This window comes from Pseudomonas chlororaphis subsp. piscium, assembly GCF_003850345.1.
In the GTDB taxonomy this organism is placed as follows: Bacteria; Pseudomonadota; Gammaproteobacteria; order Pseudomonadales; family Pseudomonadaceae; genus Aquipseudomonas; species Aquipseudomonas piscium.
Genome location: NZ_CP027707.1, coordinates 353,626 through 380,565, shown reverse-complemented (window position 1 = coordinate 380,565; position 26,940 = coordinate 353,626). Strand labels below are relative to the sequence as shown.

Annotated in this window: 25 protein-coding genes; 8 read left to right on the top strand and 17 right to left on the bottom strand. The window is 62.0% G+C overall.

What is annotated here, in order from left to right:
• Window positions 1-10: 10 nt before the first annotated feature.
• The 8 genes from C4K38_RS01695 to C4K38_RS01660 all read right to left on the bottom strand — a co-directional run bounded on the left by C4K38_RS01695 (window position 11) and on the right by C4K38_RS01660 (window position 7,221).
• Entirely contained in the window at window positions 11-721 is a 711-nt protein-coding gene (locus tag C4K38_RS01695) for a heme-copper oxidase subunit III family protein (protein WP_053277032.1), read from the bottom strand.
• Between the two features lie 4 nt (window positions 722-725).
• Window positions 726-1,403 carry a cytochrome c oxidase subunit 3 gene (locus C4K38_RS01690; protein ID WP_053277031.1) on the bottom strand — a complete coding sequence of 226 codons (678 nt, stop codon included), beginning with the start codon at window positions 1,401-1,403 and terminating at the stop codon, window positions 726-728.
• Entirely contained in the window at window positions 1,400-3,175 is a 1,776-nt protein-coding gene (locus C4K38_RS01685) for a cytochrome c oxidase subunit I (protein ID WP_053277030.1), read from the bottom strand. Before C4K38_RS01685 ends, C4K38_RS01690 begins: the two co-directional genes overlap by 4 nt.
• A 40-nt stretch (window positions 3,176-3,215) precedes the next feature.
• Window positions 3,216-4,682, bottom strand: coding sequence for a c-type cytochrome (locus C4K38_RS01680; RefSeq protein ID WP_053277029.1), 1,467 nt, complete (start codon window positions 4,680-4,682; stop codon window positions 3,216-3,218).
• 359 nt (window positions 4,683-5,041) lie between these two features.
• Window positions 5,042-5,419 carry a hypothetical protein gene (locus C4K38_RS01675; RefSeq protein ID WP_025808383.1) on the bottom strand — a complete coding sequence of 126 codons (378 nt, stop codon included), beginning with the start codon at window positions 5,417-5,419 and terminating at the stop codon, window positions 5,042-5,044.
• A gap of 10 nt (window positions 5,420-5,429) precedes the next feature.
• Window positions 5,430-5,816, bottom strand: a complete 387-nt coding sequence (locus C4K38_RS01670; RefSeq protein WP_053277028.1) for a hypothetical protein — start codon at window positions 5,814-5,816, stop codon at window positions 5,430-5,432.
• 2 nt (window positions 5,817-5,818) lie between these two features.
• On the bottom strand, window positions 5,819-6,058 hold the full coding sequence (locus tag C4K38_RS01665; protein ID WP_053277206.1) for a pyocin S6 family toxin immunity protein: 240 nt from the start codon (window positions 6,056-6,058) through the stop codon (window positions 5,819-5,821).
• An 8-nt stretch (window positions 6,059-6,066) separates the two neighbouring features.
• The gene (locus tag C4K38_RS01660; RefSeq protein ID WP_231998579.1) at window positions 6,067-7,221 is read right to left on the bottom strand and encodes a colicin E3/pyocin S6 family cytotoxin; all 1,155 of its coding nucleotides are present in this window, start codon (window positions 7,219-7,221) and stop codon (window positions 6,067-6,069) included.
• Window positions 7,222-7,401: 180 nt separating this feature from the next.
• Here C4K38_RS01660 and C4K38_RS01655 point away from each other — a divergent pair, with 180 nt between their 5' ends.
• Both C4K38_RS01655 and C4K38_RS01650 read left to right on the top strand, forming a co-directional pair.
• Window positions 7,402-7,797, top strand: a complete 396-nt coding sequence (locus C4K38_RS01655; protein WP_053277027.1) for a c-type cytochrome — start codon at window positions 7,402-7,404, stop codon at window positions 7,795-7,797.
• Window positions 7,798-8,228: 431 nt separating this feature from the next.
• Entirely contained in the window at window positions 8,229-8,486 is a 258-nt protein-coding gene (locus tag C4K38_RS01650) for a DUF3077 domain-containing protein (RefSeq protein WP_053277026.1), read from the top strand.
• Between the two features lie 201 nt (window positions 8,487-8,687).
• Here the strand turns inward: C4K38_RS01650 and C4K38_RS01645 are convergent, their stop codons facing one another.
• The 3 genes from C4K38_RS01645 to C4K38_RS01635 form a co-directional block, all read right to left on the bottom strand.
• Window positions 8,688-9,992 (bottom strand): OprD family porin, encoded by a 1,305-nt coding sequence (locus tag C4K38_RS01645; RefSeq protein WP_053277025.1) that lies wholly within the window; start codon window positions 9,990-9,992, stop codon window positions 8,688-8,690.
• A gap of 236 nt (window positions 9,993-10,228) precedes the next feature.
• Window positions 10,229-10,624 (bottom strand): nuclear transport factor 2 family protein, encoded by a 396-nt coding sequence (locus tag C4K38_RS01640; RefSeq protein ID WP_007922537.1) that lies wholly within the window; start codon window positions 10,622-10,624, stop codon window positions 10,229-10,231.
• 27 nt (window positions 10,625-10,651) lie between these two features.
• Window positions 10,652-11,347 (bottom strand): DsbA family protein, encoded by a 696-nt coding sequence (locus tag C4K38_RS01635; protein WP_053277024.1) that lies wholly within the window; start codon window positions 11,345-11,347, stop codon window positions 10,652-10,654.
• A gap of 254 nt (window positions 11,348-11,601) precedes the next feature.
• Here C4K38_RS01635 and C4K38_RS01630 point away from each other — a divergent pair, with 254 nt between their 5' ends.
• Complete coding sequence (locus C4K38_RS01630; RefSeq protein WP_053277023.1) at window positions 11,602-13,695, top strand: TonB-dependent receptor; 2,094 nt, start codon at window positions 11,602-11,604, stop codon at window positions 13,693-13,695.
• Window positions 13,696-13,934: 239 nt separating this feature from the next.
• Here the strand turns inward: C4K38_RS01630 and C4K38_RS01625 are convergent, their stop codons facing one another.
• The 4 genes from C4K38_RS01625 to C4K38_RS01610 all read right to left on the bottom strand — a co-directional run bounded on the left by C4K38_RS01625 (window position 13,935) and on the right by C4K38_RS01610 (window position 19,572).
• A complete protein-coding gene (locus C4K38_RS01625) occupies window positions 13,935-14,135 on the bottom strand; it encodes a hypothetical protein (RefSeq protein WP_025808394.1) in 201 nt (66 codons plus the stop codon).
• Window positions 14,136-14,381: 246 nt separating this feature from the next.
• Window positions 14,382-15,488 (bottom strand): agmatine deiminase, encoded by a 1,107-nt coding sequence (aguA, locus tag C4K38_RS01620; RefSeq protein ID WP_053277022.1) that lies wholly within the window; start codon window positions 15,486-15,488, stop codon window positions 14,382-14,384.
• A 5-nt stretch (window positions 15,489-15,493) separates the two neighbouring features.
• A complete protein-coding gene (aguB, locus tag C4K38_RS01615) occupies window positions 15,494-16,372 on the bottom strand; it encodes an N-carbamoylputrescine amidase (protein ID WP_053277021.1) in 879 nt (292 codons plus the stop codon).
• Window positions 16,373-16,659: 287 nt separating this feature from the next.
• Window positions 16,660-19,572, bottom strand: a complete 2,913-nt coding sequence (locus C4K38_RS01610) for an aminotransferase (RefSeq protein WP_053277020.1) — start codon at window positions 19,570-19,572, stop codon at window positions 16,660-16,662.
• Between the two features lie 222 nt (window positions 19,573-19,794).
• Here C4K38_RS01610 and rfbB point away from each other — a divergent pair, with 222 nt between their 5' ends.
• The 5 genes from rfbB (at window position 19,795) to C4K38_RS01585 (ending at window position 25,333) form a co-directional block, all read left to right on the top strand.
• Window positions 19,795-20,877, top strand: coding sequence for a dTDP-glucose 4,6-dehydratase (gene rfbB / locus C4K38_RS01605; RefSeq protein WP_053277019.1), 1,083 nt, complete (start codon window positions 19,795-19,797; stop codon window positions 20,875-20,877).
• Between the two features lie 65 nt (window positions 20,878-20,942).
• Window positions 20,943-21,488: a dTDP-4-dehydrorhamnose 3,5-epimerase gene (rfbC, locus tag C4K38_RS01600; RefSeq protein ID WP_053277018.1), complete on the top strand. Its 546-nt coding sequence runs from the start codon at window positions 20,943-20,945 to the stop codon at window positions 21,486-21,488.
• Between the two features lie 129 nt (window positions 21,489-21,617).
• The gene (locus C4K38_RS01595) at window positions 21,618-23,426 is read left to right on the top strand and encodes a sensor histidine kinase (RefSeq protein WP_023970035.1); all 1,809 of its coding nucleotides are present in this window, start codon (window positions 21,618-21,620) and stop codon (window positions 23,424-23,426) included.
• Complete coding sequence (locus tag C4K38_RS01590) at window positions 23,423-24,826, top strand: sigma-54-dependent transcriptional regulator (protein WP_053277017.1); 1,404 nt, start codon at window positions 23,423-23,425, stop codon at window positions 24,824-24,826. Before C4K38_RS01595 ends, C4K38_RS01590 begins: the two co-directional genes overlap by 4 nt.
• 51 nt (window positions 24,827-24,877) lie before the next feature.
• On the top strand, window positions 24,878-25,333 hold the full coding sequence (locus tag C4K38_RS01585) for a YiiD C-terminal domain-containing protein (protein WP_053277016.1): 456 nt from the start codon (window positions 24,878-24,880) through the stop codon (window positions 25,331-25,333).
• A 139-nt stretch (window positions 25,334-25,472) separates the two neighbouring features.
• On the opposite strand, the gene cysQ is transcribed toward C4K38_RS01585, so the two are convergent.
• Window positions 25,473-26,300, bottom strand: coding sequence for a 3'(2'),5'-bisphosphate nucleotidase CysQ (gene cysQ / locus C4K38_RS01580; protein ID WP_053277015.1), 828 nt, complete (start codon window positions 26,298-26,300; stop codon window positions 25,473-25,475).
• Window positions 26,301-26,311: 11 nt separating this feature from the next.
• The gene (gene nudE / locus C4K38_RS01575; protein WP_053277014.1) at window positions 26,312-26,878 is read right to left on the bottom strand and encodes an ADP compounds hydrolase NudE; all 567 of its coding nucleotides are present in this window, start codon (window positions 26,876-26,878) and stop codon (window positions 26,312-26,314) included.
• Between the last annotated feature and the right edge of the window lie 62 nt (window positions 26,879-26,940).

Sequence of the window (26,940 nt, the reverse complement as noted above, 5' to 3'; positions counted from 1 at the left end):
CTCTGCAGGCTCACCATAAGTAGAAGAAAGCGAAGATAAATACCCACACCAGGTCCACGAAGTGCCAGTACAGCCCGGCTATCTCGACGATCTGATAGTTGCCGGAGCGCTCGTAGTCACCGCGCAATACCTTGAAGGCGACGATGCTCAGGTAAATGACTCCGACCGATACATGCAGCCCGTGGAAACCGGTAATCATGAAAAAGCTGGCACCGAATTGTGCGGCGCCCATGGGGTTCGACCAGGGGCGTACGCCTTCGGCGATGAGCTTGCTCCACTCGAACGCCTGCATGCTGACAAAGGTCGCCCCGAAGGCTGCGGTAGCCAGCATCAAGGCCGCGCATTTGCCGCGTACACGGCGATAGGCGAAGTTCACGGCCATGGCCATGGTGCCGCTGCTGCTGATCAGCACGAAGGTCATGATCGCGATCAGAATCAACGGAATTTTAACGCCACCGATGGTCAGGGCGAACACTTCGCTGGGGTTCGGCCAGGGGGCGGTGGCACTCATGCGCACCGACATGTAGCCGGTCAGGAAGCAGGTGAAGATGAAGGTGTCGCTGAGCAGGAAGATCCACATCATCGCCTTGCCCCAGGGCACTCGCTTGAACGCATCCTGATCCGAGGCCCAATCGGTGGCGATGCCCTTCCATCCCGCTACCAGCGTATCGGGTGGGGTCGGGACGGGCTCTTGCGGAGGGGTTGCTGAGGGCAATGCCATGGCGTCACCTCAGGCCGCAGAATGCGGCGATGGCTTGATAGGTTTCCGGCGTGCTGGTCAGCAGGGCGAAGAGGACGATCCAGAGTCCCAGCAGGTAGTGCCAGTAGATGGCGCAGAGCTCCACGCTGGGCTGCAGTTGCGATAGCGGAACCCGTCGCAGGAACCTGGCGCCGACTCGGCCCCAGGCCACCAGGCCTCCCAGCAGGTGCAGCCCGTGTACGCCGGTCAGCAGATAGAAAAAGCTGTTGGCCGGATTAGCGGAGACGAAGTAACCCCAGTCGACAAACTGCTTCCAGACCCAGAGTTGCCCCCCCAGAAAGGCAATCGCAAAGACGCCGCCCAGGGTGAAGCCGAGGGTGGCCCCGTTCAATGCGCCCCGCCGGGCGGCCAGCCGCGCCCACTGCAGGCTGATACTGCCCAGCACCAGTAGGAGCGTGTTCAACCAGAGTTGCCGAGTACTGGCCAGCGGCGCCAGGGGCTCGGTCAGCGGCTGCCAGTCGGCCATTTGCGAACGTGCGATGAAGGCCAGCAGGAACAGCAGGAACAGCGAGGTCACCACCCCCAGGAATACGCGCAGGCCCACTTTCGCGGCTTTCACCCTATCGAGACCTTCCGCTGGGGGCTGGCTCCAACTGCCTCCGGCGCCGGCGCTTTCGGTGTTTTTCAATAGCGGCCTGTTCATGGTCTTTCGCCCGCGATCCTGGCTTCTGCGTCGCGCTGCCTCATCTGCTCCAGCTCCTGGGCAGAAACCGTCTGTGGCACGAAGTCCTGCTCTATCCCGGGCACGCTGTAGTCATAGGCCCAACGATGCACCACCGGCAGCTCCGCGCCCCAGTTGCCATGCACTGGCGGGGTGTCCGGTGTCTGCCATTCCAGGCTGACGGCCCCCCATGGGTTCGGGCCCGCCGGCTTGCCTTTGAAGGCACTCCAGGCCAGGTTGAAGAGGAACAGCAGCTGGCATACCCCGACCGTCAGCGCGACAACGGTGATGAACGCATTCAGTTGCTGCGCCGATTGTGGGATGAAGTCGTAGTTCTGCCAGGCGTAATAGCGGCGTGGCATGCCCAGCAGCCCCAGGTAGTGCATGGGGAAGTAGATGCAGTAGGTACCCAGGAAGGTTATCCAGAAATGCAGCTTGCCCAGGGTGTCGTTCAGCAGGCGCCCGGTGACCTTCGGAAACCAGTGATAGATGGAGCCAAAGACCACCAGGATCGGCGCGACCCCCATGACCATATGGAAGTGGGCCACCACGAAGTAAGTGTCCGACAGCGGGATATCCACAATCACGTTGCCGAGAAACAACCCGGTGAGCCCACCGACCAGGAAGGTGACGATAAAGGCCAGGGCGAACAGCATCGGCACCGTCAGGTGAATGTCGCCATGCCACAGGGTCAGCACCCAGTTGTAGACTTTCAGCGCGGTCGGCACGGCGATGATCAGGGTGGTGGCGGCGAAAAAGAAACCGAAGTACGGGTTCATTCCGCTGACGTACATGTGGTGCGCCCAGACCACGAAGCTCAACACGCCGATGGCGATAATGGCCCAGACCATCATGCGATAACCGAAGATGTTCTTGCGCGCATGGGTGCTGATCAGATCGGAGACCAGGCCGAACGCCGGGAGGGCGACGATGTAGACCTCCGGATGGCCGAAGAACCAGAACAGGTGCTGGAACAGTATCGGGCTGCCGCCCTGATGCGCGAGCTGCTGCCCCATGGAGATCACCGCCGGCATGAAGAAGCTCGTGCCCAGCAGCTTGTCGAACAGCATCATCACGGCGCTGACGAACAAGGCCGGAAAGGCCAGCAGGGCCAGGATCGAGGCCATGAAGATGCCCCAGACGGACAGCGGCATGCGAAACAGCGTCATGCCGCGAGTGCGGGCCTGCAGCACCGTGGTCACGTAGTTCAGCCCGCCCATGGTGGCAGCGACGATGAAGATCGCCAGCGACACCAGCATCAACACGATGCCCCATTCGGTACCCGGGGTGCCCCGTGTGATGGATTGCGGCGGATAGAGTGTCCAGCCCGCCCCGGTGGGCCCGCCCGGGACGAAGAAGCTGGAAAGCAGCACCAGGACCGAGAGCAGGTAGAACCAGAAACTCAGCATGTTGACGTAGGGGAAGACCATGTCCCGGGCGCCGACCATCAGCGGAATCAGATAGTTGCCAAAGCCGCCCAGGAACAGCGCCGTCAGCAGGTAGATGACCATGATCATCCCGTGCATGGTCATCGCCTGGTAATAGGTGCTGGCATCCATGAACCCGAGGCTGCCGGGAAAGCCGATCTGCATGCGCATCAGGCCGGACAGCACCAGGGCGACGAGCCCCACGGATATAGCCGTCAAGGAATATTGGATGGCGATGACCTTGTGGTCCTGGCTCCAGATATAGCGCGTAAAGAAGCTCTTCGGTTCGTGCAAAACTTCTGTTTCTGCGTGCTCGACATAAGCCATCAGGTCATCCTCCGGTAAGTTTCGGAGCATTTCCGGCTATTTACGGCGACTTGCCCGATTCCACCTTGCCGGCATCAGCGTCGACAGCAGCTTTCGACTTGATGAAGGCGATCAGAGCGTCCAGTTCCTTGTCATTGGGGGTAAGGGTCGGCATCACTGCGGCATAACCCTTGACGATCGCAGCGCCAGGTTGGCGCACGGAATCCTTCAGGTAGCCCTCATCGACCTTGATCTGAGAACCATCGGCCAGGGTTTCCGTCTTGCCGTACAAACCCTGCCAGCTCGGGCCGATACCCTGGCTGCCATCGACGCTGTGGCAGGCCAGGCAACCCAGCGATTCGGCCAGCCGTTGTCCCTGCGCCGCCAGCTCATCCTGTGCGCCCGCAGGGCCTTGCTCGTTCTGCTCCGCGGCACTCAGCGACTTTATGAAGGCCACCACGGCGGCCAGGTCATCCTCGGTGAAAGTATAGGCCACCATGACTGGCGGATAGCCTTGGACCAGCCTGGCCTGCGGCTTGAGAATCGACTCCTTGAGGTAGGCCTCGTCGACCTGGACGCGGGTGCCATCGGCCAGCGGTTCCGAGCGGCCGTACAGGTCCTTCCAGCCCGGGCCCAGGCTGGCGCTGCCATCCAGGCTATGGCAGGCGCGGCAGCCATGGCTTTCCACCAGTTGGCGGCCTTTTTCCAGCAGGCTGTCCCAGCTCGGCGTGGCGACGCTGGTCAGCGTCTGGGCAAAGGTCGGCTGGCTGGCGAACCATTGGTCGAAAGCGCCCTGCTCCTCGACGACCAGATGGCCGCGCATGTTGAAATGCCCCACGCCACAGTACTCGGCGCACAGCACTTCAAACTTTCCGAGCCTGGTCGGGGTGAACCAGAAGTGGGACACCATGCCCGGCACCATATCCATCTTCGCGCGCATCTGCGGAATATAGAAATCGTGCAGTACGTCCTTTGCGCGCAGCAGGACTTTTACCGGCCGGTCGATGGGCAGGCGCACTTCATTGTTCATGATCAGCACATCGTCCTGCCCCGCAGGGTCGTTGCGGTCAAGACCGAAGGGGTTGCCGGGATCGATCCATTTGACATCCGCCTTGCCGAGTTTTCCGTCCTGTCCGGGAAAGCGAAAGGCCCACTGCCACTGCTGGGCAACCACTTCGAGCTGAGTAGCCTCTTGCGGCACCTGGACGAAATCGTTGTAGACCACCAGGCCGGGCGCCAGCATGCCGATGATGCCCAGCGAGGTGAGGATGACCAGCCACCCTTCCAGCTTCTTGCTTTCCGGCTGGTAGTGCGCCCGGGAACCTTCCCGGTGACGGAACCGAATCACGGCAATGGCCATGAATACCGTGATGGCGATGAAAAAGATGCCGGTGATGACCAGGGTGATCAGCAGCGTGGTGTCTATCGACCCCCAGTTGGAGGCAGCCGGCGTCATGTGCCAAGGAGCAAACAGGTGAAACAGCACTGAAGCGACAACGACTAGAACCAAGATGATTGCTATCGCCATTTTCTCGTCATCCTGTGCCGGTTGTTCTGTGGCCATGCAAACGCAACGTCGCCCAACCGCAGCGTCACACCGATGTCTAACCCTCCTCCCAAGCCTGCTGGAACATTGCCTCTATCCCCGGGGCAAATCTTCTGAAAAGTATAGTGCGCCCCAACGGACGTGCGGCGGCGCCCCATATACAGGACGGGCGGTCAGGGGCTGTTTTCGACTCACAAAAAAGCCCTCGGGGCGATGCGAGGGCTTCGTTGTTTCCGGGCCACACTCTGTCCTGCTTTGGACCCTTACCGCATGCGTTTCAGTACTTCTCCCGTACCCATGCCGAACTGATGCCTGATTGGATAGCAGCACATGTCGGCAAGTTACTTGAGCCATCCCATGTACTTTCCGACTCCCCAAAGCGCAAACATCGAAGTCCCGGCAAGCACCAAAAGCCCGTATTGAATAGCTATCACCCTCTTCAGGTGCTTCGGGAATTTGGCGATGTCGTCCGGATCAGCGCCCCCATCCTTCAGATATAACTTTGGAGTCAGCAGCACCCCGGCAATGGTCCCCATCATGAACAAACGTCCAAACGGATCTTTGCCCATCAGGGGCTTCCTGATCTGAATGGCACGACAATTCGAGAGATGCTTCAGCATCTCGTCCATTCTTGTATAGGAGGTGTAAAGCCACAGGGCTAACGAGAGCAGTATCAATACAAACACCGATATCCAGCTCAGGGCATAGCTATCAAGCATGGTTAGTTGCTCACTTTATCCAGCCCATGTACTTGCCAATCCCCCAGAGAACAAACAGCAGCACTCCCCCAAAAAGTGCAGCCACGTACGAGAGCTTTATCATTCGACGCAGCGGGCCTGGAAAGCTTTTGTAGTCCTCGGCATCCAGATCACCACCTTTCAGCGAACGCTTGTAGAAGGTCAGCATGCCGCCCACGCTGATCAGCATGAAGAAGCGAGTAAAGGGATCTTTCCCCATGACAGAGCGTCGCAACTGGATACCACGTGAGTTGCTCAAGCTGCTGAGTATTTCGTTCATCCGGAAATAGGCGAAGTACAGTTGCGTTCCAATGAATAAAAACGCCAATGCAAAACTCGCGATCACCAAGATGAAAAAAATATCTTCAGCTTCAAACACGCCTACTCCTCTACCCCAATCAGCATCTCCAAGTCGCTTGGCAGTGCTTGACCAATCAGTTCGGATATTTGCGCAACTTGCTCGTTGGTCAGAGGCCATAGCCCCTCAGCCATTGCCTCAAGGCTTTCATGACCAAGAAGCTGCACAATCTGATCGTTAAAAGCAGCGTTTACATCAAGCTCATATTTGAGCGAGTCGTCTTCTGCGTTATTGGGTAAAAATCCGGTAATACACAAGTACATGAACACCTCTATTTTTCGACTTTTCTTCCTGGATCAGCGGGCTTGGTTTGCTCGCCAGTGATGGGGTCAAACTCACCTAAGTGCTTACCCTGTTTGTCGTAAACTTCAACTGCCCCATGCTGGCTGTCCCACTCGTAAATTCGACCTTTCCGATCCTTCCAACGACTACGCAGGCTACCACCGCCCTGAACCCTGCTTTTTGAATTGACTTTGGTGGCGTCAGGAAAGGCCGCCAACCCTTTAGGTGCAAGATGGTAGCGATGGTTACCCGATACACTCAGTGAAATGTAGATAGGCTGAATATCGGTGTTAGGGAACCAGATAATTGCGTCTTGATAGTCTGGAGGATGTACGGGATTAATCAGGATACGGTCGGCTTGTTCGGTCGGCGGATAGATCCACGCTGCTGGTTGCATCGCAGCCCCCTCCAAGGCAGGAATGCCCAACACCGCGCTGGGATCGGCTGCTGGAGTCCAGATGACTTCAATCCCGTTCCCCATGTCCGCCACTAGCTGTTCACCTTGAACCCGAGCAGTGATTACCGGCACACGTTGCCACTCACTCTTCGTCCCTGTGTAAAACCCGTAAATACTGACCGATCCGTTTGGCAGGTGTTTAACATTCACCCGGACCCGTGTGTTGCCTTGGCTCAACTGTGCGTACTGCTCAGACGTGTAAAACGCACTGTCAGCTGACGTGATGTCTGGCATCAGCAACGCAACCGTCCCCACCAGAAGAGGTGCACCTACGCAGCCCTCGACGACGCCCAATGCCAAGGTTCCTCCCAGGCGGCTTGCTAGGGTTGCAGCGTTACTGGAACCACCAATCCATTGCAGAGCGGTACCGGTAATGGATATTGCACTACCAGTACCCAGCACTGCATAGGCGCCGTACTGTTTCAACGATTCGACCGGTACAAATCCGCCAGGATTGCTGTGATTTATAACCCCATCCGGCAATGTGCAGGACTTGGCAAAAACACAGCCCCTGAGCACGGGGGAGGGATTTTTTTCTGGAGGAGATGGGGGATCGGCAGGAAGCGGTGGCGCCTTGACGAGTTGCCTGCGTTCATCGCGCAAAAGTGCATCGAACCGCTTCTTTTCCTTCATTGCTTGTTCATAACAGACTTTGCAGTGGTGTCCTGCGAAAGGGTCGCCAGCCATAAGAGAATCATCCTGATGAGCTAGCGGAACACTCTATTAAGTAGCACCCAACCTTGGCTTTAAGGGCTTTCTGATTCAGCAACTCAAACAACAGGCCGAACAGCATCCCCAACGCCGTGCCCGCCATGCTCAAATAGCCCCCCACTTTTGTTACCAGCCACACCCGATCCGGAGCCGAACATGAAAAGAACCGCCGCCCTGACCTTGGCCCTGATGCTCAGCCTGCTATCGCTCCACGCCCAGGCAGAAGCAGTGGGCGATGCCGAGGCCGGTGGCAAGCTGTTCAAGCGCATTTGCGGCGGCTGCCACAATATCGGGCCTTCGGTGCGCAGTTCCTTTGGGCCGCAGCTCAATGGGGTTTTCGGGCGCACGGCAGGCAGCGTGGCGGACTATCAGTACTCCGAGGCGATGAAGTCGTCCGGCATTGTCTGGACCCGCGACAAGCTGGTGGCCTATCTGGAAGATCCGAAGGCGGTGGTGCCTGGCACGCGGATGATTTTCTGGGGGTTGAGCGATCAGGAGAAGATCGACAATCTGCTGGCTTATCTGCAGAGCTTTCAGGCGCAACAACCCTGAGTGACCTGATAAATCAAAGTCGCCAACAAACCTCCTAGACCCCGAATTGTCACTTTGCTTTGCCCGCTGTTGCAGCCCACCGAGCACCACGCTAACCTCTCGCCCGTCGTTGCAAATTCAACGACCGGGCTTGGTAACCCGATGAGTAAACGGCGCTACAGCGCCCCCCGTGACGAGTGCAGGCGCTTTTTTTGCGCCTGCCATTTTGTCATGGCGGCTGTGCGCGGGAGACCTTCGGGTCTGCCGGGCTCGTTTACCCCGGTTTACCAACCTGCGTACAGCTGCCACCCCTTCGCTTGGTAACGAACGTGGTAGCTCCCTCTCAGTAAACGGAGCGACATCATGGACGCCATCAATCCGCTTGAAACCTGCATCACCAATCTGTGCCCCAGTCCCACCCTTGACGTGCTTTCCAGCGTCGGAGGTGCACAGTGACTCATCTTCAAGACCTAAAAACCCCCGGCCTCACCCCCTGCCCTTTCCACGCAGGCGAACCCCTGTTCCACGTCAGCAGCGGCATTCCGATCCGTGAGGCCCTGTCCCACGCCTCGGACCTGCTGCATATCGCCAAGCGGCTGGCCGAAGACGCGGCCATGGAGCGCAGCACCGACCGGCATGCCTGGGCGTCGCATTACTTGCAGGCGATGAGTAAGGCGCTGATCGATGATGTGGTGAAGGTGCTGGAGTAACAGCGGCGTGTGGCGATATGGGCTGCGGGGGTTACGCAGCCCTTTGGAGCGCGGGCGCTTCGCGCCCGATCGCAGCCTGGCGGCAGCGGCTACAGGGAGCTACGGGGCTATTCAGGACGGGACAACGCCCACAAAAAAGCCCCGAACCAGTCGGGGCTTTTTCTATTGCCGGCCTTGCATCAGGCCGCGATCAGGCGTTCATCAGAACACGTTGATCGGGTAGTCGACGAACACACGCAGTTCGTTACCGCTGTCGTTGTAGCCGCTGGATTTCTGCGATACGCGCAGGATCGAGCTACGCACCTTGACGCTCAGGTCCTTGGCCGGGCCGCTCTGGACTACGTACTTGAACTGGTTGAAGATTTCACGCTCGGTGCCGCCAGTGGTGGTCTGGCCATCGCTGTTGGTGGAGGTGATGTTGTCGCCACGCACGTAAGCCAGGTTGTAGGTCAGGCCCGGTACGCCGAAGGCACCGAAGTCCAGACCGTAGCCCAGCTGCCAGCTGCGTTCGTCTTCAGCGTTGAAGTCGGACCAGTAGGAGTTGGCCAGGTAGATGGTGTTGCCACCGTCGCCCACGCGATTCTGACCACGCTGGTAACCGCCGTAGGCGTAGCCCAGGTTGCTGTCGCCGGTGCTGCGCTGGTGCGCCAGGGTGAACGAGTGCGGGCCGGTGGCGTAAGTGGCCGCCAGGCTCCAGATCTTGTTGTCCTGGCCGCCTGCGTTGACGTCTTCTGCGTAGGACTTGTCCAGCTTGGTGCGGTAGCCGTTGAAGTCGAAGGTCAGGGACTGATCGGTGGCCAGCGGGAACACGTAGTTCAGGTTCACGTACTGCTTCTTCAGCACGTCTTCGACGTCGGAAGCGTACAGCGAGCCCTTGAACTGTTCGGTGAACTGGTAGCTACCGCCCAATACGTTGATCGACTTCAGGCCACCGCTGTCACGGCCTTCGGCGCTTTTACGCGACTCGGCGGTGAAACGACCGGCGTTCAGCTCCAGGCCCTTGATCTCTTTGGAGGTGATCAGGGTACCGGTGTAGCTTTCCGGCAGCAGACGGCCATTGTCGTAGCTCAGCACCGGCAGGGCCGGCATCTGGTCGCCGTAGGTCAGGACGGTGTTGGACAGGCGGAACTTGACCGCGGCGCCGGCCTTGGCCAGGTCGCCTGCCGGGCTCTTGTTGCCGCCTTCGCTTGGCTTGAAGAAGTCGATGCCCTGGCCGCCGCTGTGGCTGCCTTTATCCAGGCGCAGGCCGTACAGGCCGAAGGCGTCGACGCCCACGCCCACGGTGCCTTGGGTGAAGCCCGACGAGAAGGTACCGATGGCCGCTTGACCCCACTCGCGCTGGTCGTCGTTACCGTTTTTCTTGTCGCGATTGATGTAGGCGTTGCGCAGCAGGATTTTCAGGCTGCTGTCTTCGACAAAACCCTTGGACTCAGCCTGGTCGTTAGCCATAACTTGAGTACTGCTCAGAATCCCCAGTGCGATCAGACCGATCCGCTTGTTCAACATTTTATTTTCCTTATTACGGGTTGATGACGCGCTGTGGTGCTCCTTGGAAACGGCGCTTAAGCGCTCTTTTTTCAGGCCAGAACAAAAAGACCCGCCCACGAAGAATCGCGGCGGGCCTTTTATTATTTGAATGTCATGGCCGTTGGCCACAGGCGTTGGCGCGAATCCTAGCCGCGCCCCGAACAGTGTGTCAATTTCAAGAATCGTCTGAAAATAGGCAAAAATCGTCTAAGAACTTAACGATCCTTGATGGCCAGTTGCACGGTATGGCTGTCGACGAACTGTTCGAAGTGCGTGACCTTGCCATCCTTGAGGGTCCATAAATGGGCCACGCGGGCATTCAGCGGTTTGCCCGTGGCTTTATAGACGCCGCTGTAATTGCCGTAGGCGAACACCTTGTCGCCCTGGGCCACATAGTTCTCGACGGTGAAGGCAAACCCTTCCCATTCGGTGGCCAGGCGCTTGAAGACATTCTCCACCACGGCATCGAAACCGACGTAGGTGCCGGCGTAGGGAAAGCCTGCCGCCTCGGTCCAGCGCGCATCGGCGGCCAGGGCGGCGGCGGTGTTTTTCGCGTTCTCCTGGGAGTTGGCCCCTTCGTAGGTGCTTTTGATCAGTGCCAGGTTATCCATGGGTGACTCCGTCAATAAGTGGATGGTTCAAAGGGCGCAACCGTCCAGGCCACAGGCCTGCAGGCTGGGTGAAAGCTCGACCTCGGACGTGCCGAAGGCCTCGCTCAGCCACTCGGCGAATGCCTGCGGCTTGCCCAACCAGGGGCTGATATCGATCAGCCTGAACTGACCGTCCTGCTCCAGTACCAGGGTAGGGAAACCCTGGCCACCTACCCGGGCCAACAAGGCGCGGCTGGCCTTGATGTGCTCGTTCAGGCTGTTCGCCGCGGCGTACTCGAAAGCTTCCTCGAACTCGCCACGCTCAAAGCCCAGGCCTTCGGCGAGTTCCAACAGTACGCCGACATCGGCGATGCGTCGCCCTTCGACGTAATGCGCCGTCTGCAAGCGTCCGAGCAATTCCAGGCCGCGCCCGGCGAGCGCCTGCGCCGCCAGTACCGCGGCAATCGGCGGGGCCGAATCGAAGAGAGCCGAATAGTCGCGCAGCAAGCCTTCGAAGTAGGCCTCGCCGAACGGCTGCCCGGTGTATTCGGCAATGCGCCGGTCATGGGGCATGACGTAGTCGCGCAGTTGCGGCGAAACCTGCTGGCAGTTGCGCCCGGTCATCATGCCGCCGCCATGGGTCACCACCGGCAGCACCGCCTGGGCCGCCTGCACCAGCGGCTTGGCGCCGTAGCACCAGCCGCACAAAGGATCGTAGATGTAATGAAGGGTCGCTGCTGACATGCAAGGCTCCGGGACAAGGCCGATAAATTCGATGGCGGCAGACTATGCCTGTGGCCCTGGATGAAAAACGCCGGAATGGCTTTTAGTTTGTTTCGCGAATCGGTCGAATCAATGATGTATCCACCACATTTCAATCCAGACACAAATTGAAACAATCCGTCCAGGGAACTTTTCAAGAATAATTAACGAAAGTAAATAGCAAGCATTACCATTCGCGCCCACTGTTTCCTTCACCCTTCTGGATGCGTTTTTCCATGCCTGCCCCCTTCCGCCTGACTCCCCTCACCCTTGGCTTTTGCGCCTCGCTGACGGCCGGTTTCACCTGCGCCGCCCCGACCACCCTGCCGGCTACCGCCATCAGCGCAGAAGTCGATGCCGACGACCCACGAGTCAAGGAAGTCAGCACCGCGACCCGCACCGCCACGCCGGTGCGCTACGTGCCGCAAGCCATCGACTCGGTGAAGACCAGCAACGTGCTGGACTACGGCATCAACGATCTGGGCACGGCCCTGAGCGGTATTCCCAACGTCAGCAGTGGTGCCGACACCCGCTTCGACAGCCTGCGCATTCGCGGTTTCGACGCCAGCAACGACTTCTACCTCGACGGCGTCCGTGACGACAGCCAGTACGTGCGCGACCTGCACAACATCGAGCGCATCGAGGTGCTCAAGGGCCCGGCGGCGGTGCTCTACGGCCGTGGCAGCCAGGGCGGGATCGTCAACCGGGTGAGCAAGTTGCCGCAGTTCGGCCGCCACTCCAGCGTCGAAGTCAAAGGCGGCAGCGAAGACCTGCGCAGCCTGTATGCCGACCTCAGCGCCGACCCCAGCGAGAACATCAGCCTGCGCCTGAACATGGGCAACCAGGACAACAACAGCTTCCGCGACGGCGTCAGTGGCAGTCGCCAGCTGTTCGCGCCATCCATGAGCTGGCAGCTGACGCCAGACCTGAACTGGCTGGTGCAGTACGAATACAGCCGCTACAACCGCACGCCGGACCGCGGCATCCCGGGGATCGACGGGCGCCCGGCGGACGTGAGTCGCGACACCACTTACGGCGACAAGCGCGACTACATCGACGACAAGTCCCAGTCCCTGCGCTCCAAGCTCAGCTACGAGTTGAACGACAACTGGCAACTGCGCCATACCCTGAGCCTGTTCAAGCTCAACAGCGATTTCGACAACACCTACCAGACCGGCTACGACAGCCGCACCAAGCGGGTGAACCGCCAGCGCTGGCAGCAGGACCTGAACACCCGCAACCTCTACAACAACCTCGAAGTGGAAGGCACCTTCGATACCTTCGGCCTCGAGCACCGGGTGCTGACAGGTGTCGAGCTGGGCAGCCAGCGACGCGATCCGAAGCTCTACACCGCAGCGGCGGTCAGCGCCGGTGGCCAGGCCGTGCCGTCCCTGGACCCGTTCAACCCGGATAAAAACCTGCGCCACACCGGGAAAATGGTGGCGTCCAGTTACAACCACAGCGAGGTGGAAAGCCGCGCCGTCTATATCCAGGACCAGCTACGCCTGAACGATCAGTGGCAAGTGCTCGCCGGCCTGCGCTACGACAACTTCAACGTCGAGACCCACAACAAGCTCCTGGATCGCAAGGACGACCGCGACAGTCACAGCACCAGCCCCCGCCTGGGCGTGGTCTGGACTCCGCTGGAGAACCACTCCTTCTACGCCTCCTGGAGCAAGAGCTTCTCCCCCGTCGGCGGCGGCCTGATCGGCATCACCCCGAACGCCAACGGCAACACCAACGACCTGAGCCCCGAGCGTACCCGGCAGAAGGAAATCGGGGTCAAGAGCGACTGGCTCGACGACCGCTTCAGCACCACCCTGGCGGTCTATGAGCTGGAGCTCTACAACCGTCGCAGCCGCAGCGTGGAAGACCCGAACGTGATCCTGCTGACCGGCCTGCAGCGCTCACGCGGCGTGGAACTGACCGCGGCCGGCAAGATCGTCGGCAACTGGTCGATACGCGGTGGCATCGGCCTGCAGGACGCTACCGTGGTCAAGAGCAATAACGGTGACGAAGGTAACCGGGTGAACAACGTGGCCAAGCGCAACGGCAGCCTGTTCGTGACCTGGAAACCGGAAATGGGCTGGTACGCCGAGACCGGCCTGACCCTGGTGGGTGATCGTTATGCCGACAACGCCAATACCGTGATGCTTCCGGGCTATGGCCGCTGGGACGCCCTGGCCGGCTTCCGGCAGAAGGACTGGGACCTGCGGGCCGCGCTGAACAACATCAGCGACCGCACTTACTACTCCTCGGCCACCAGCGCCGGGCAGATCCAGTTCGGCGATCCACGCAGCCTGGTGGTCACTGGTACCTACAGCTTTTAAGCGGATACGCGGTGTATCGGCCAGACCGCGTTGTGCTTATCGCGGGCAAGCCTCGCTCCTACAAAAGCCCCGATCCTGTAGGAGCGAAGCTTGCTCGCGATGAACGATAACGCGGTGCATCAGACAAACCGCGATGTTCCCATCACCGGCAAGCGAGGATCGGCCGATCGCCTCCGCCAAAACCCGCGCAAAAAAAAGCGCTGCCATCCGGGCAGCGCCTTTACCAATCCGTTGTTTGCTTATCCTTCCAGCACATCCCACAACGCTTCGAGTTCCGCCTCGCTGAACAAACCAGCTGGGTAACGATCGAGGATCATCCGGCGCGGGTCGGTTTCCCGGACCTGTCGCGTTCCATTGGACTTCAACCATCGCGCCAGAACCTGAAGCGATTCGCTATTCATTGCCAAGGGATGTGAAGTCCGCTCGCTGACCATATTCATCTCCAGCGCTCTCTCCCGGTTTGTGAGCGGCTAACTTATCCAAGGTTTATGACAGAACATCGCAGTTCCACCGGCCTCAGAGTGACCTCGCGAGAGATACAAGAGCTATGCCAAAGTCCCGCGATTACTAACTTTCGGATATAAAAAAACCCGCAGTCCATCAGGGCTGCGGGCTTGCCGGACGACGCCGGATTGGATCCATGTAACAGTCCGTCAATCAGGCGTCACAGGCTGTTACAACAACACTCAAACCTTGTGTGGCGCCGGTTGCTGTTGGGTAAGGCAATGGATATTTCCGCCCCCCAGTAACAACTCGCGGCCGGGCACCATCACCACTTCATGTTGCGGGAACAGGTTCTGCAGAATTTCCTTGGCCTGGGCATCCAGGGGGTCGTCGAAACTCGGGGCGATGATGCCGCCGTTGACGATCAGGAAGTTCACATAGGAACCGGCCAGGCGCACCGACGGATTACGCTCCTGAGTGCCATCCACCGGGTCGACGCCCGCGCACTCTTCTTCAGTCGCGTACAACGGCCCCGGAATCGGCATCTTGTGCACGGTGAACGGGCGACCCTTGGCATCGGTGCTGTCTTGCAGCACTTTCAGCGCCGCCTGGCAGCGCGGGTAGTTAGGGTCCTGCGGGTCGTCGGTCCAGGCCAGCAGCACTTCGCCCGGACGCACGTAGCAGCAGAAGTTATCCACATGGCCGTCGGTTTCGTCGTTGTACAAGCCATCCGGCAGCCAGATGACCTTATCCACAGCCAGGTTGGCGCTGAGCACCGCTTCGATCTCGGCACGGTTCATGTGCGGGTTGCGATTGCGGTTGAGCAGGCACTCTTCGGTGGTGATCACCGTGCCTTCGCCGTCGACGTGAATCGAGCCGCCTTCGAGCACGAAGCCCTCGGTGCGGTAACGCGGGCTGCGCTCGATCTCGAGGATCTTGCCACCCACCTGCGAGTCACGGTTCCACGGCGAATACAGGCCGCCGTCGAAACCGCCCCAGGCGTTGAAGTCCCAGTTCACGCCACGGACTTCGCCCTTGTCGTTGATGACGAAGGTCGGGCCGGTATCCCGGACCCAGGCGTCGTCGCTGGACATCTCCACCAGGCGGATATTCGGCACGTCCAGGCGGGCCCGGGCGTTTTCATACTGGCCCGCGGACACTGCCACGGTCACCGGTTCGAAGCGGGCGATGGCCTTGGCCACCGCTACGTGCGCGGCTTGCGCCGGCTTGCCGCCCAGGCGCCAGTTGTCCGGGCGCTCGGGCCAGATCATCCAGGTCTGGGTCTGCGTCGCCCACTCGGCTGGCATGTAGAAGCCGTCGGCGCGAGGGGTGCTTTTCAATGTGGTCATGTCGATCAGGACTCCAGGGAACCGTCGAGGGTTTTCAACGCGCCGTACAGGTTCGGACGACGGTCACGGAACGAGCCCCACGCGCTGCGGATGTGCTCCAGCTCGTCGAGGTCGAAAGAATGCACAAGAATACCTTCTTCGGTTTTGTTCAGCTCCTGCACTTTTTCGCCGAACTGGTTGGCGATGAATGACGACCCGTAGAAGGTGATGTCATAGCCGTCCTGCTCCTCGTTGCCGATGCGGTTGCTGGCGATCAGCGGCATCAGGTTGGCGCCGGCATGGCCTTGCTGCACGCGCTGCCAGTGATCGCGGGACGAGATGCTCTTGTCGTGGGGCTCGCTGCCGATGGCGGTCGGGTAGAACAGTATCTCCGCGCCTTGCAGCGCCATGCTGCGGGCGCACTCGGGGAACCACTGGTCCCAGCAGATGCCCACGCCGATTTTCGCGTAGCGGGTGTTCCACACCTTGAAGCCGGTGTCGCCCGGGTTGAAGTAGTACTTTTCGTGATAACCAGGGCCGTCCGGGATGTGGCTTTTACGATAAATCCCGAGGTTGCTGCCGTCGGCGTCGATGATCGCGATGCTGTTGAAACGCGCACGCCCGGCCAGCTCGAAGAAGCTGATCGGCAACACCACTTGCAGCTCCCGGGCGACCTTCTGGAAGTGGGCGATGGCCGCGTTGCCTTCCACCGGGGTGGCCAGCTGCAGGTAGTCCGGGTTCGGCTTCTGGCAGAAGTACGGGGTCTCGAACAGTTCCTGGATCAGGATGATCTGCGCGCCTTTTGCGGCGGCCTCGCGGACCAGCTTTTCCGCGGTCTCGATATTGGCTTCGAGGTCCCAGGAACAGGCCATCTGGGTTACGGCGACGGTAACGATACGGCTCATGAATCATCTCCTGGGCAGCAGCAAAGGACCGATGGTGGCATCGGCCGATGACAGAAAAGGGCAAGGCCGGACGCGGCTTGGCCGGGTCCCGACAGGGATGACTTTATATCCGATAAAAATCGACTTTAAAAGCGTAAAAATCTACGGATAAAAAATAAACCTCGATAAATACCGATTGTTATCGGTATTTATCGAGGTTCTGAGGATGTCTGTAGGGGCACTATCGCAGGCAAGGACTGGGCGTCCCCCCTGCTCCTGCAGAAGCACCGATCCTGTAGCTTTTGGCTTCAGAGCCCCTCGTCCAGCACCTTCGCCAACATGTCGACAAAGAAGTCGACGCTCTGGCGCGTGGTGACCATCGGCGGCTTGATCTTGAGGATGTTCAGGTAGTCGCCGGTGGGCTGCATGAAGATTCCCAGCTCGCGCAGGCGATCGCACAGCAGGGCAGTCTCCTCCGTGGCCGGCTCCAGGGTCTGGCGATTGCGGATCAGCTCCAGGCCCAGGTAGAACCCCGAGCCATGCACCGCGCCCACCAGCGGATAACGCTCGATCAGGGCTTCGAGGCGCTGCTTGAAGTGGCCACCGACCAGTTGGGCGTTTTCCCAGAGTTTTTCTTCCTCCATCACGTCCAGCACCGCCATGCCGATCCGGCAACTCACCGGGCTGCCGCCGGCCGAGGAGAAGAAATAACCTTCGGCCTCCAGCGCTTCGGCGATCTCCCGGCGGGTGATCACCGCCCCCAGCGGCTGGCCGTTACCCATGCCCTTGGCCATGGTGATGATGTCCGGCACCACGCCCTGCTCTTCGAAGCCCCAGAAGAATTTGCCCATGCGCCCGTAACCGACCTGCACCTCGTCGGCGATGCACACCCCACCCTGGGCGCGGACCAGCGCATAGACCTGCTGCAGGTAACCCGGCGGCAGGGCGATGCCGCCGGCGTTGCCATACACCGGCTCGCAGATGAAGCCGGCCAGCTGGCGATTCTGCTCCGCCAGCTTGGCCAGGTTGTGTTCGACGCTGCGCACGTAGTCCGGGGTGCTGTCCTGGCCACGGAACTCACCGCGATAGGTATTGGGCGCGGTCACCGGGTGCACCCAGTCCGGGCGGCTGCTCAGGGCCTGGGGGTTGTCGGCGATCGAGGTAGACACCGCGTCCGCGCCCACCGTCCAGCCGTGGTAGGCCTCCAGCACGCTGAGCATGTCGCGCCCGCCGCTGTAGGCCCAGGCCAGGCGGATCGCCAGGTCGTTGGCCTCGCTGCCGCTGTTGACCAGGAACACCCGGTCCATGGAATCCGGCGCCAGCGCCAGCAGGCGCTCGGAGAACTCGGCAATCGCCGCGTAGTGGAAGCGCGAGTTGGTGTTGAGCAGCGACCACTGGCGCGCGGCCTCGGCAGCCATGCGCGGGTGGCCGTGACCGAGCACCGCGACGTTGTTGAGCATGTCCAGGTAGGAACGGCCCTGCATGTCGATCAAGTGGTTGCGCCAGCCGCGCTCGATACGTGGCGGGTCGAGGTAATAGTGCTTCTGCGAGCGGGCGAAACTGGCATCGCGCCGCGCCAGCAAGGCTTGCGGATCGAGCTCCGGCTCGGCGTCGCAGGCCAGGCCCAGCAGCGCCGCCGGCGACGGGCACAGCGCCTGCCACGCCACGGCTCGCGATGGAGTACAGAACAGCGGCGGATCGAGCTGCGCACCACGGCACAGCTGGACCTTGAGCCCACCGTCCACCACTCCCAACACCTGACCTTTGACCAGCGCCGCGCCGGCATGCACCGAGGGCGTGACGCCCCACAGCCGCACACTCAATTGCGGGCCGTCGAGGCGCAACGAACCGTCGGCGGCGCGGTGCAGCACCCCGGCAAAAGGCGCTTCGACCGCCGTGCCCGACGGCACCTGCAACTGCACATGCAAGGGGAAGGTATCCGGCTCGACGGCACTGTCCGGGCAGGTCCGGGACAGGCGGTACTGCCCGTAGCGACTGGCCGCCAGCCCATGGGCCGCGGCGGCCTGCTGCAACAGCCGGGTATCGATTTCCGGCTGCTCCCAGTTGCCAGCCTCGAAGTGCGGGCTGAGCACGCCCAGGTCGATCAGGGCGAACTCGCGCCCCACCAGGCCCGGCAACAAGGGCGCGAAACCTTCGCTGGCGATGGCCGGCAGCGTCTGGCCCACCGCTCCGAGGATGGCTGCTTCCATCAACTCGAACGGCACCGAGGTGGCGACGCGGAAGATCTCCCATTCATGGCTCAGGTTGTCGCGACTGTACTGGTTGCCCGGGTCGATGCTCACCTGCTGTTCGCCACTGAGCACCAGCACCGCGGCGCGGGCCACGATCAGCGGCCACAGCGCCAGCAGCTCGGCCTGCTGCAAAGGATTGACCGCGTGGTAGGCGCGGACCGCCGGCAGGATGCACAACGGATCGCCCTCGGCATGGTGCAGCAGCGCCGCGCAGGTCACCGATAGGTCGGTGATGCGCCAGGTCCGGATCAAGTCGCCAAAGTCGATCACCCCCTGCACCTGCCAGTGGCGCTGGGCATCGCGCTGCCAGACCACGTTGTCGTCGGTGATGTCCAGGTGGATCGCCTGCACCGGCAACTGCTCGGCCAGGCGCTGCACACGGCGCTCGGCCTGCTCGGCCACTTCGGCGATCAGGCTGCGCTGTTGTTCGTCGGCGATCACCGGCAACAGGTGCTTGATCAGGCTATGGGCGTGACGCGCGTCCCATTGCAGGGTCCGCGTAAGTCCTGGGTGCTGGAAGTCCGCCAGGGCCAGGTCCATCTGCCCGCACAACCGACCGAAGCCGGCCGCCAGCTCGGGGCCCAGGTGCTTGAGGTGGGTCAGCGGCTGGCCTTCGATGTAGTCGAGCAGCCGCACATGCAGCGCCTGGCCATCGACTTCCAGGGACAGCAGGTCGGCGCCGTTCTTCGCCGGGATCACCCGGGGTACGTGCAGTTCGGGGTGGGTGCCAAGGTGCTTGAGCGCCGCATGCTGGGCCTGTAGTTCCAGGGCCGCGTAGTCGCCACGGCAGATCTTCAGGACAAAACGTCCCTGGGGGCTGTCGAGCCGGTAGTTGAGATCCTGCTGGCTGCCCAACGATTGCAGCGTGCCGCCAAGGCCGTAATGCACCTCGAGCAGATCCAGCGCCTGCTGTGGGGTGACCTGCGGACCGGGCAGACTGGCGCGGTGAATCAACGTGGCGAGCAACATGGAACGACCCCTGGAATTATTGTCAGATGCGTATATCGCCACTGCGCCAGGCGTTACGCAACCCCCCGGCCCGGGCAGTCGACAAGGGCTCACCGCCACCGGGAAGGTAAACAGGATGCGAATACCCGGGCCAGACGTCGGCGCCCCTTGCAGCGGCCGCTGGCTGCCGACAAGCTATGCTCCATTTTCGACTCCACGTCTTAGGGAAGAAGGCCTACCCATATGCGCATTCTCGTTACCGGCGGTGCCGGTTTTATTGGATCGGCGCTGATTCGCCACCTGATCCGCAACACCGAACACGAAGTGCTCAACCTCGACAAGCTGACCTACGCCGGTAACCTGGAGTCGCTGTCGAGCATCGCCAGCGACACCCGCTACGAGTTCGTCCAGGCCGATATCGTCGACCAGGCCACCGTCAGCGCCCTGCTCGAACGTTTCCAGCCCCAGGCGATCATGCACCTGGCCGCCGAGTCCCATGTCGACCGTTCCATCGACGGTCCGTCAGACTTCATCCAGACCAACATCGTCGGCACCTACAGCCTGCTGGAAGCCACCCGCGCCTACTGGCAGGCCCTGCCGGCGGCAGAGAAAAGCGCCTTCCGCTTCCACCATATTTCCACCGACGAGGTGTACGGCGACCTGCACGGCGTCGACGACCTGTTCACCGAAACCACGCCCTACGCCCCCAGCTCGCCCTACTCCGCCAGCAAGGCCGCGTCCGACCACCTGGTCCGCGCCTGGCAGCGCACCTATGGTCTGCCGGTACTGGTCACCAACTGTTCGAACAACTACGGGCCGTTCCACTTCCCGGAAAAACTCACCCCGCTGGTGATCCTCAACGCCCTGGCCGGAAAACCGCTGCCGGTGTACGGCAACGGCCTGCAAGTGCGCGACTGGCTGTTCGTCGAAGACCACGCCCGCGCCCTGCTCAAAGTGGTGACCGAAGGCGTGGTCGGCGAGACCTACAACATCGGCGGCCACAACGAACAGAAGAACATCGACGTGGTGCGCGGCATCTGCCAACTGCTGGAAGAATTGGCGCCACGCAAACCCGAAGGCGTGCAGCACTACGCCGACCTGATCACCTTCGTCCAGGACCGCCCCGGCCACGACCTGCGCTACGCCATCGACGCAGGCAAGATCGAGCGCGAACTGGGCTGGGTGCCGGAAGAAACCTTCGCCAGTGGCCTGCGCAAGACCGTGCAGTGGTACCTGGATAACCTGGAATGGTGCCAGCACGTGCAGGACGGCAGCTATCAAGGGCAACGGCTGGGTTTCAGCGACACCCGCGACCTGATTGCCTAAGCAGTATTCGTATTGAACAATACCCGGCCACGGCCGCAACAAATTCACTTTGCTGGAGAGACCCCATGAATGTAGTCACCACCGACCTGCCCGGTGTTCTGATCATTGAGCCCAAGGTATTTGGTGACGAGCGAGGCTTTTTCTATGAAAGCTTCAATGCCAAGGCTTTTGCAGAGGCAACCGGCCTGAACACCCAGTTCGTTCAGGACAATCATTCCCGCTCGCAAAAAGGTGTACTGCGCGGCCTGCACTATCAGTTGGAAAACACCCAAGGCAAACTGGTGCGAGTCATCGCCGGTGAAGTCCTCGATGTGGCAGTGGATATCCGTCGCAGCTCGCCGCACTTCGGCAAGTGGGTGGCGGTACGCCTGTCGGCTGAGAACAACCGTCAACTCTGGGTGCCGGAAGGTTTCGCCCACGGTTTCGTGGTACTGAGCGAGTTTGCCGAGTTCCTCTACAAGACCACCGACTACTACACCCCGTCGGCCGAGCGCTGTATTCGCTGGGACGATCCAACACTGGCCATCGACTGGCAACTCGACGAAGCGCCAAAACTCTCGGCCAAGGACCAGGCGGGCAAACTGCTGACAGAAGCGGATGTGTTCCCCTAACCCCGTCACCACCAGTCAAGCCCGCCGATGCGCCTGACTTTGGCCATCGGCGGCAAGCGTCAGCGATGCTTGTGTCTTGCCGGTCAGGCCTAGGCATAATGCGCCTGTACCCACAGGCGCATCGCTCCCATGACTCCACCCCTTCCCCGACGCCCCCGCTGGCGTAGCCTGGCTTTGCTGGCCCTGTGCCTGGCGCCGCTGCTGTGGCCGCTGGAGCATCTGGCCGAGCGTTATTACCGCAGCGAACTGGCGGGGCAGAACCGCCAGACCCTCGACCTCTACGTCGCCAACCTGCTGGGCACCCTGCACCGCTATGAAGTGCTGCCGCAGATTCTCGGCGAGCTGCCGGCACTGCGCGCGGTCCTCGGTGCGCCGGACGACGGCGTGACCCAGGGCAACGCCAACCGCCTGCTGAAAAACATCAGTGCCCAGACCGGGGCCGAAGTGATGTACCTGATGGACACCTCCGGCAACACCCTGGCGGCGTCCAACTGGGACAAGCACGACAGTTTTGTCGGCCGCAATTTCTCCTTCCGCCCGTATTTCAGCGAGGCCATGGCCGGGCGCCTGGGGCGTTTCTTCGGCCTGGGCACCACCTCGGCCAAGCGCGGTTATTTCTTCGCCGCCGCCGTGCGCAAGGGCGAGAAAATCATCGGCGTGCTGGTGGTCAAGGTCGACCTGGACCACACCGAAAGCCTCTGGGGCAAGACCCCCGAGCAACTGGTGGTCACCGACCACAATGGCGTGGTGATTCTCACCTCGCGGGCGGAATGGCGTTTCCGCTCGACCCGCCCGCTGAGCGAAGACGAAAGCAAGGCCATAGTCGCCATCCAGCCCTACCCGACCCGCGATCCACGGCCGTTGAACCTCGACTCCAGCGCCTGGCTGACCCAGACCCGGCAGATCGACGAAACCGGCTGGAGCGTGAGCATCCTTGCCCCGCGCACTCTGATCGACCGCCCGGTGCGCACGGTGGTGGCGGTGGGCGGCGCCACGCTGCTGGTGCTGATGCTGCTGCTCGGGCTGATGATGCAGCGCCGTCGCCACTACCTGGAGCGCATCGCCTTCGAAGCCAAGGCCCGGCGCGAGCTGGAAATGCGCGTGGCCGAACGTACCAGCGACCTGGAAGGCCTCAACCGCCGCCTCAGGCAGGAAGTGCTGGAGCGCGAGCACGCCCAGCAGGAACTGGTGCGCGCCCAGGACGACCTGGTGCAGGCCGGCAAGCTCTCGGCCCTGGGCACCATGTCGGCGAGCATCAGCCATGAACTCAACCAGCCGCTGGCGGCGATCCGCAGCTACGCGGAAAACGCCGAGGTGCTGCTGGACCACCAGCGCACCGAGGATGCCCGCGGCAACCTCAAGCTGATCAGCGAACTGACTGGGCGCATGGCCTCGATCATCGCCCACCTGCGCGCCTTTGCCCGCCGCGACCGCCACGCGCCGGAAAGCGTTGCCCTGCAACCGGCGCTAGACGATGCCCTGGCGTTGCTGGCCAAGCGCCGACGGGCGATGGAAGTGGAGCTGATCCGCGACCTGCCAGCGGCCACCCTGTGGGTCGAGGCCGGGGAGACGCGCCTGCGCCAGGTACTCGGCAACCTGCTGGCCAACGCCCTGGATGCCCTGACCGAAAAAGGCCCGCCGCGCAAACTCTGGCTGAGTGCCGAATCCACCGCCACGGGCGTCAATCTGTACATTCGCGACAACGGTCCGGGCTTCTGCATGGAGGCCCTGGGCCGCGCCGGCGAGCCTTTCTACACCACCAAGACCCGTACCCAGGGCCTTGGCCTGGGCCTGGCGATCTGCGACACCCTGATGCGCGCCTTTGGCGGTGAACTGTCGTTCTCCAACCACCGCGAAGGCGGCGCCCTGATTACCCTGCGGCTGCGCGCCGGCGCGCCGGGAGTGAGCCTGCAACCGTCCGAGGACCGCAGCGTATGAGTACACCGATCACCAGTGACGTGCAGGTGGTGTTGATCGACGACGATCCGCACCTGCGCCAGGCCCTGAGCCAGACCCTGGACCTGGCGGGGCTGAAGATCCTGCCATTGGGCGAAGCCCAGGGCCTGGCCGCGCGCCTGGAACGCGACTGGCCGGGCGTAGTGGTCAGCGACATCCGCATGCCCGGCATGGACGGCCTCGAACTGCTCAGCGAACTGCACGGCCAGGACCCTGAGCTGCCGGTGCTGCTGATCACCGGCCACGGCGATGTGCCGCTGGCGGTGCAGGCGATGCGCGCCGGGGCCTATGACTTCCTGGAGAAACCCTTCGCCAGCGATGCCCTGCTCGACAGTGTGCGCCGGGCCCTGGCCCTGCGCCGCCTGGTCCTGGACAACCGCAGCCTGCGCCTGGCCCTGAGCGACCGCCAGGAGCTCAGCGCGCGGCTGGTCGGGCTGTCCGCGCCGATGCTGCGTCTGCGCGAGCAGATCGGCGCCCTGGCGGCGACCAAGGCCGACGTGCTGATCCTCGGCGAGACCGGCGCCGGCAAGGAAGTGGTGGCACGGGCGCTGCACGACCTGTCGAGCCGACGCAACGGTCCGTTCGTGGCGATCAACGCCGGCGCCCTGGCCGAATCGGTGGTCGAAAGCGAACTCTTCGGCCACGAGCCGGGGGCCTTTACCGGCGCGCAGAAGCGCCGCATCGGCAAGTTCGAATTCGCCAACGGCGGCACGCTGTTCCTCGATGAAATCGAAAGCATGAGCCTGGACGTGCAGGTCAAGCTGCTGCGCATGCTGCAGGAGCGGGTGGTGGAGCGCCTGGGCGGCAATCAGTTGATCCCGCTGGACATCCGCATCATCGCCGCGACCAAGGAAGACCTGCGCCAGGCGGCCGACCAGGGACGCTTCCGCGCCGACCTGTACTACCGCCTGAATGTCGCGCCGCTGCGTATTCCACCTTTGCGCGAACGCGGCGAAGACGCCCTGTTGCTGTTCCAGCATTTCGCCGACGAGGCCAGCGCCCGCCACGGCCTGCCGCCCCACGAACTGCAACCGGGACAGCGCGCCCTGCTGCTGCGCCACAGCTGGCCGGGCAACGTGCGCGAACTGCAGAACGCCGCCGAACGCTTCGCCCTCGGCCTGGAACTGGCCCTGGACAACAGCGCGGCGGATGGCGGCTCCTCGCAGCCGGCGCCGACGGTGGTCGAGGGCGGCCTGAGCGAGCAGGTGGAAAACTTCGAAAAGAGCCTGATCGCCGCCGAGTTGGCCCGCTCCCACAACTCGCTGCGCAGCCTCGCCGAAGCCCTGGGTATTCCACGCAAGACCCTGCATGACAAACTGCGCAAACACGGCCTGAGCTTCGGCGACAGCGGCGCCAGTTCTAGCGGCGACGATATCGATTGAGCGATGCCGACTAATCTTGTTAAAGCACCACCTTCACAACCGAGGCCCTGCATGAACCGCGACAGTCGTCACCTGGAATCCATCCTCCATCACGACATTCCCCTGACGCGGGACATGGGCCTGAAAGTGCTCGACTGGCGCGAACATGAGCTGCGCCTGCAACTGCCGCTGGAAGCCAACGTCAACCACAAGAGCACCATGTTCGGCGGCAGCCTGTATTGCGGCGCGGTACTGGCCGGCTGGGGCTGGCTGCACCTGAGGTTGAAAGAAGCGGGGATCGACGACGGGCACATCGTGATTCAGGAAGGGCAGATCAGCTACCCGCTGCCGGTGACCAGCGACGCCACGGCCATCTGCGCCGCGCCGAGCGAAGAGGTGTGGCACAGGTTCGTGACTATGTATGAGCGCTACGGTCGCGCGCGGCTGATCCTGCACACCCGGGTGGTGAATGCCGGCAGCGATGACGATGCGGTGCGCTTTACCGGGCAATACGTGTTGCACCGGTGAACCTGTAGTCGCTGGCACAGCCTGCGATCGGGCGTAAAGCGGCCGTAAATCGATTGACGATGTTCCGTCTGACACACCGCGCTGACAGTTTTACGACTGCTGCGCAGCCGATCGCAGGCTGCGCCAGCGGCTACAAAGATCAGCCCCGCACCAGCTCCAGCAAGCGTCCACGCCATGCGGCCTTGGCCGGCAGCGCCAGGAAGAAGCCATTGAGCAGCGACTCCCGCGCCGGGTAGCAGAACGGCGCGCCACTCAGATCCAGCACCTCGCCTCCAGCACCCTCCAGCACCCCCTGGGCCGCCGCGGTGTCCCACTGCGAAGTCGGCGCCAATCGCGGATAACAATCCGCCGCGCCTTCGGCCAGCAGGCAGAACTTCAACGAGCTGCCGATGTTCGCCAGTTGCAACTCGCCCAGGGTCGCGCTCAGCCCGGCCAGCAAACGTTCCTGCTCGGGGCTGGTATGCCGACGGCTGGCGACCACGGTGAAGGCTTCACCCGCCGTCAGGCTGTCACGCACGCGAATCGCCACCGGCGCCTCGCCCTTGTCCGCGCGCCAGGCACCGAGGCCGGCGCCGCCGAAATAGCAGCGACCGCTGGTCGGCATCGACACCACGCCAAACACCACCCGCCCCTGTTCGATCAGGGCGATATTGACGGTGAACTCTTCGCTGCCGGAGATGAATTCCTTGGTGCCGTCCAGCGGGTCCACCAGCCACCAGCGCTGCCAGCCGGCACGCACGTCTTGAGGGATATCGGCGTCTTCTTCGGAAAGCACCGGGATGCTCGGGTCCAGCGCGGTCAGGCCTTGCACGATCAGATGGTGGGCCGCCAGGTCGGCCGCGGTCACCGGCGACTCATCAGCCTTGCTGGTGACGGCGACATTGGCGCGCCAGAACGGCAGGATCGCCTCGCCGGCCTTCAAGGCCAGGTCGATCACCGGCGCCAGCAACGGGTGGGGAAAATTCATCGATTGTTCGCTCATGCTTGAAAGGCGCCGCGCTGGGTCAGCAGGTCGCGGGCCAGGTACAACGCGGCCAGGGCGCGGCCCTCGGTGAATTGCGGGTTCTGCGCCAGGCTCGACAGCTCGCGCAGGTTGATCTTGTCCACGCGCATCGGCTCGGGCTCGTCGCCCTCCAGCTGCTCTTCGTAGAGGTCGGTGGCCAGCACCACCTGGATCTTCTGGCTCATGTAGCCGGGGGACAACGACAGCTCGGTCAGGTGTTCCAGCTGCCGCGCGCCAAAACCGGCCTCCTCCTTGAGCTCGCGCTCGGCCGCCGCCAGCACATCCTCGCCGGGCTCGATCAGGCCTTTGGGCAGGGACAGCTCATAGGCGTCGGTACCGCCGCAATATTCCTCGACCAGCACCGCATGATCGGCATCGAGCATCGCCACGATCATCACCGCGCCGTAGCCCGCGCCCTTGCCCACCAGGCGCTCGTAGGTGCGCTCCACACCATTGGAAAAGCGCAACTGCACCGCTTCGACGCAAAACAGACGGCTGGTGGCGACGATCTCGCGGGCGAGTACGGTGGGTTTCTGGCGCATACAAAGGCTCCTTGGCGTGAACGCGCTACTATAACGCGGCTTTCCCGATTGTTTGTGTCGGA

Coding starts and splice junctions, on each gene's coding strand:
- C4K38_RS01675 (WP_025808383.1), bottom strand. CDS start 5,419: ATGCTTGATAGCTATGCCCTGAGCTGGATATCGGTGTTTGTATTGATA.
- C4K38_RS01610 (WP_053277020.1), bottom strand. CDS start 19,572: ATGTTGCTCGCCACGTTGATTCACCGCGCCAGTCTGCCCGGTCCGCAG.
- C4K38_RS01640 (WP_007922537.1), bottom strand. CDS start 10,624: ATGGATAACCTGGCACTGATCAAAAGCACCTACGAAGGGGCCAACTCC.
- C4K38_RS01690 (WP_053277031.1), bottom strand. CDS start 1,403: ATGAACAGGCCGCTATTGAAAAACACCGAAAGCGCCGGCGCCGGAGGC.
- cysQ (WP_053277015.1), bottom strand. CDS start 26,300: ATGAATTTTCCCCACCCGTTGCTGGCGCCGGTGATCGACCTGGCCTTG.
- C4K38_RS01635 (WP_053277024.1), bottom strand. CDS start 11,347: ATGTCAGCAGCGACCCTTCATTACATCTACGATCCTTTGTGCGGCTGG.
- C4K38_RS01595 (WP_023970035.1), top strand. CDS start 21,618: ATGACTCCACCCCTTCCCCGACGCCCCCGCTGGCGTAGCCTGGCTTTG.
- C4K38_RS01665 (WP_053277206.1), bottom strand. CDS start 6,058: ATGTACTTGTGTATTACCGGATTTTTACCCAATAACGCAGAAGACGAC.
- C4K38_RS01585 (WP_053277016.1), top strand. CDS start 24,878: ATGAACCGCGACAGTCGTCACCTGGAATCCATCCTCCATCACGACATT.
- aguA (WP_053277022.1), bottom strand. CDS start 15,488: ATGACCACATTGAAAAGCACCCCTCGCGCCGACGGCTTCTACATGCCA.
- C4K38_RS01655 (WP_053277027.1), top strand. CDS start 7,402: ATGAAAAGAACCGCCGCCCTGACCTTGGCCCTGATGCTCAGCCTGCTA.
- nudE (WP_053277014.1), bottom strand. CDS start 26,878: ATGCGCCAGAAACCCACCGTACTCGCCCGCGAGATCGTCGCCACCAGC.
- C4K38_RS01630 (WP_053277023.1), top strand. CDS start 11,602: ATGCCTGCCCCCTTCCGCCTGACTCCCCTCACCCTTGGCTTTTGCGCC.
- C4K38_RS01590 (WP_053277017.1), top strand. CDS start 23,423: ATGAGTACACCGATCACCAGTGACGTGCAGGTGGTGTTGATCGACGAC.
- C4K38_RS01625 (WP_025808394.1), bottom strand. CDS start 14,135: ATGAATATGGTCAGCGAGCGGACTTCACATCCCTTGGCAATGAATAGC.
- C4K38_RS01685 (WP_053277030.1), bottom strand. CDS start 3,175: ATGGCTTATGTCGAGCACGCAGAAACAGAAGTTTTGCACGAACCGAAG.
- C4K38_RS01680 (WP_053277029.1), bottom strand. CDS start 4,682: ATGGCGATAGCAATCATCTTGGTTCTAGTCGTTGTCGCTTCAGTGCTG.
- C4K38_RS01645 (WP_053277025.1), bottom strand. CDS start 9,992: ATGTTGAACAAGCGGATCGGTCTGATCGCACTGGGGATTCTGAGCAGT.
- C4K38_RS01660 (WP_231998579.1), bottom strand. CDS start 7,221: ATGGCTGGCGACCCTTTCGCAGGACACCACTGCAAAGTCTGTTATGAA.
- rfbC (WP_053277018.1), top strand. CDS start 20,943: ATGAATGTAGTCACCACCGACCTGCCCGGTGTTCTGATCATTGAGCCC.
- rfbB (WP_053277019.1), top strand. CDS start 19,795: ATGCGCATTCTCGTTACCGGCGGTGCCGGTTTTATTGGATCGGCGCTG.
- aguB (WP_053277021.1), bottom strand. CDS start 16,372: ATGAGCCGTATCGTTACCGTCGCCGTAACCCAGATGGCCTGTTCCTGG.
- C4K38_RS01695 (WP_053277032.1), bottom strand. CDS start 721: ATGGCATTGCCCTCAGCAACCCCTCCGCAAGAGCCCGTCCCGACCCCA.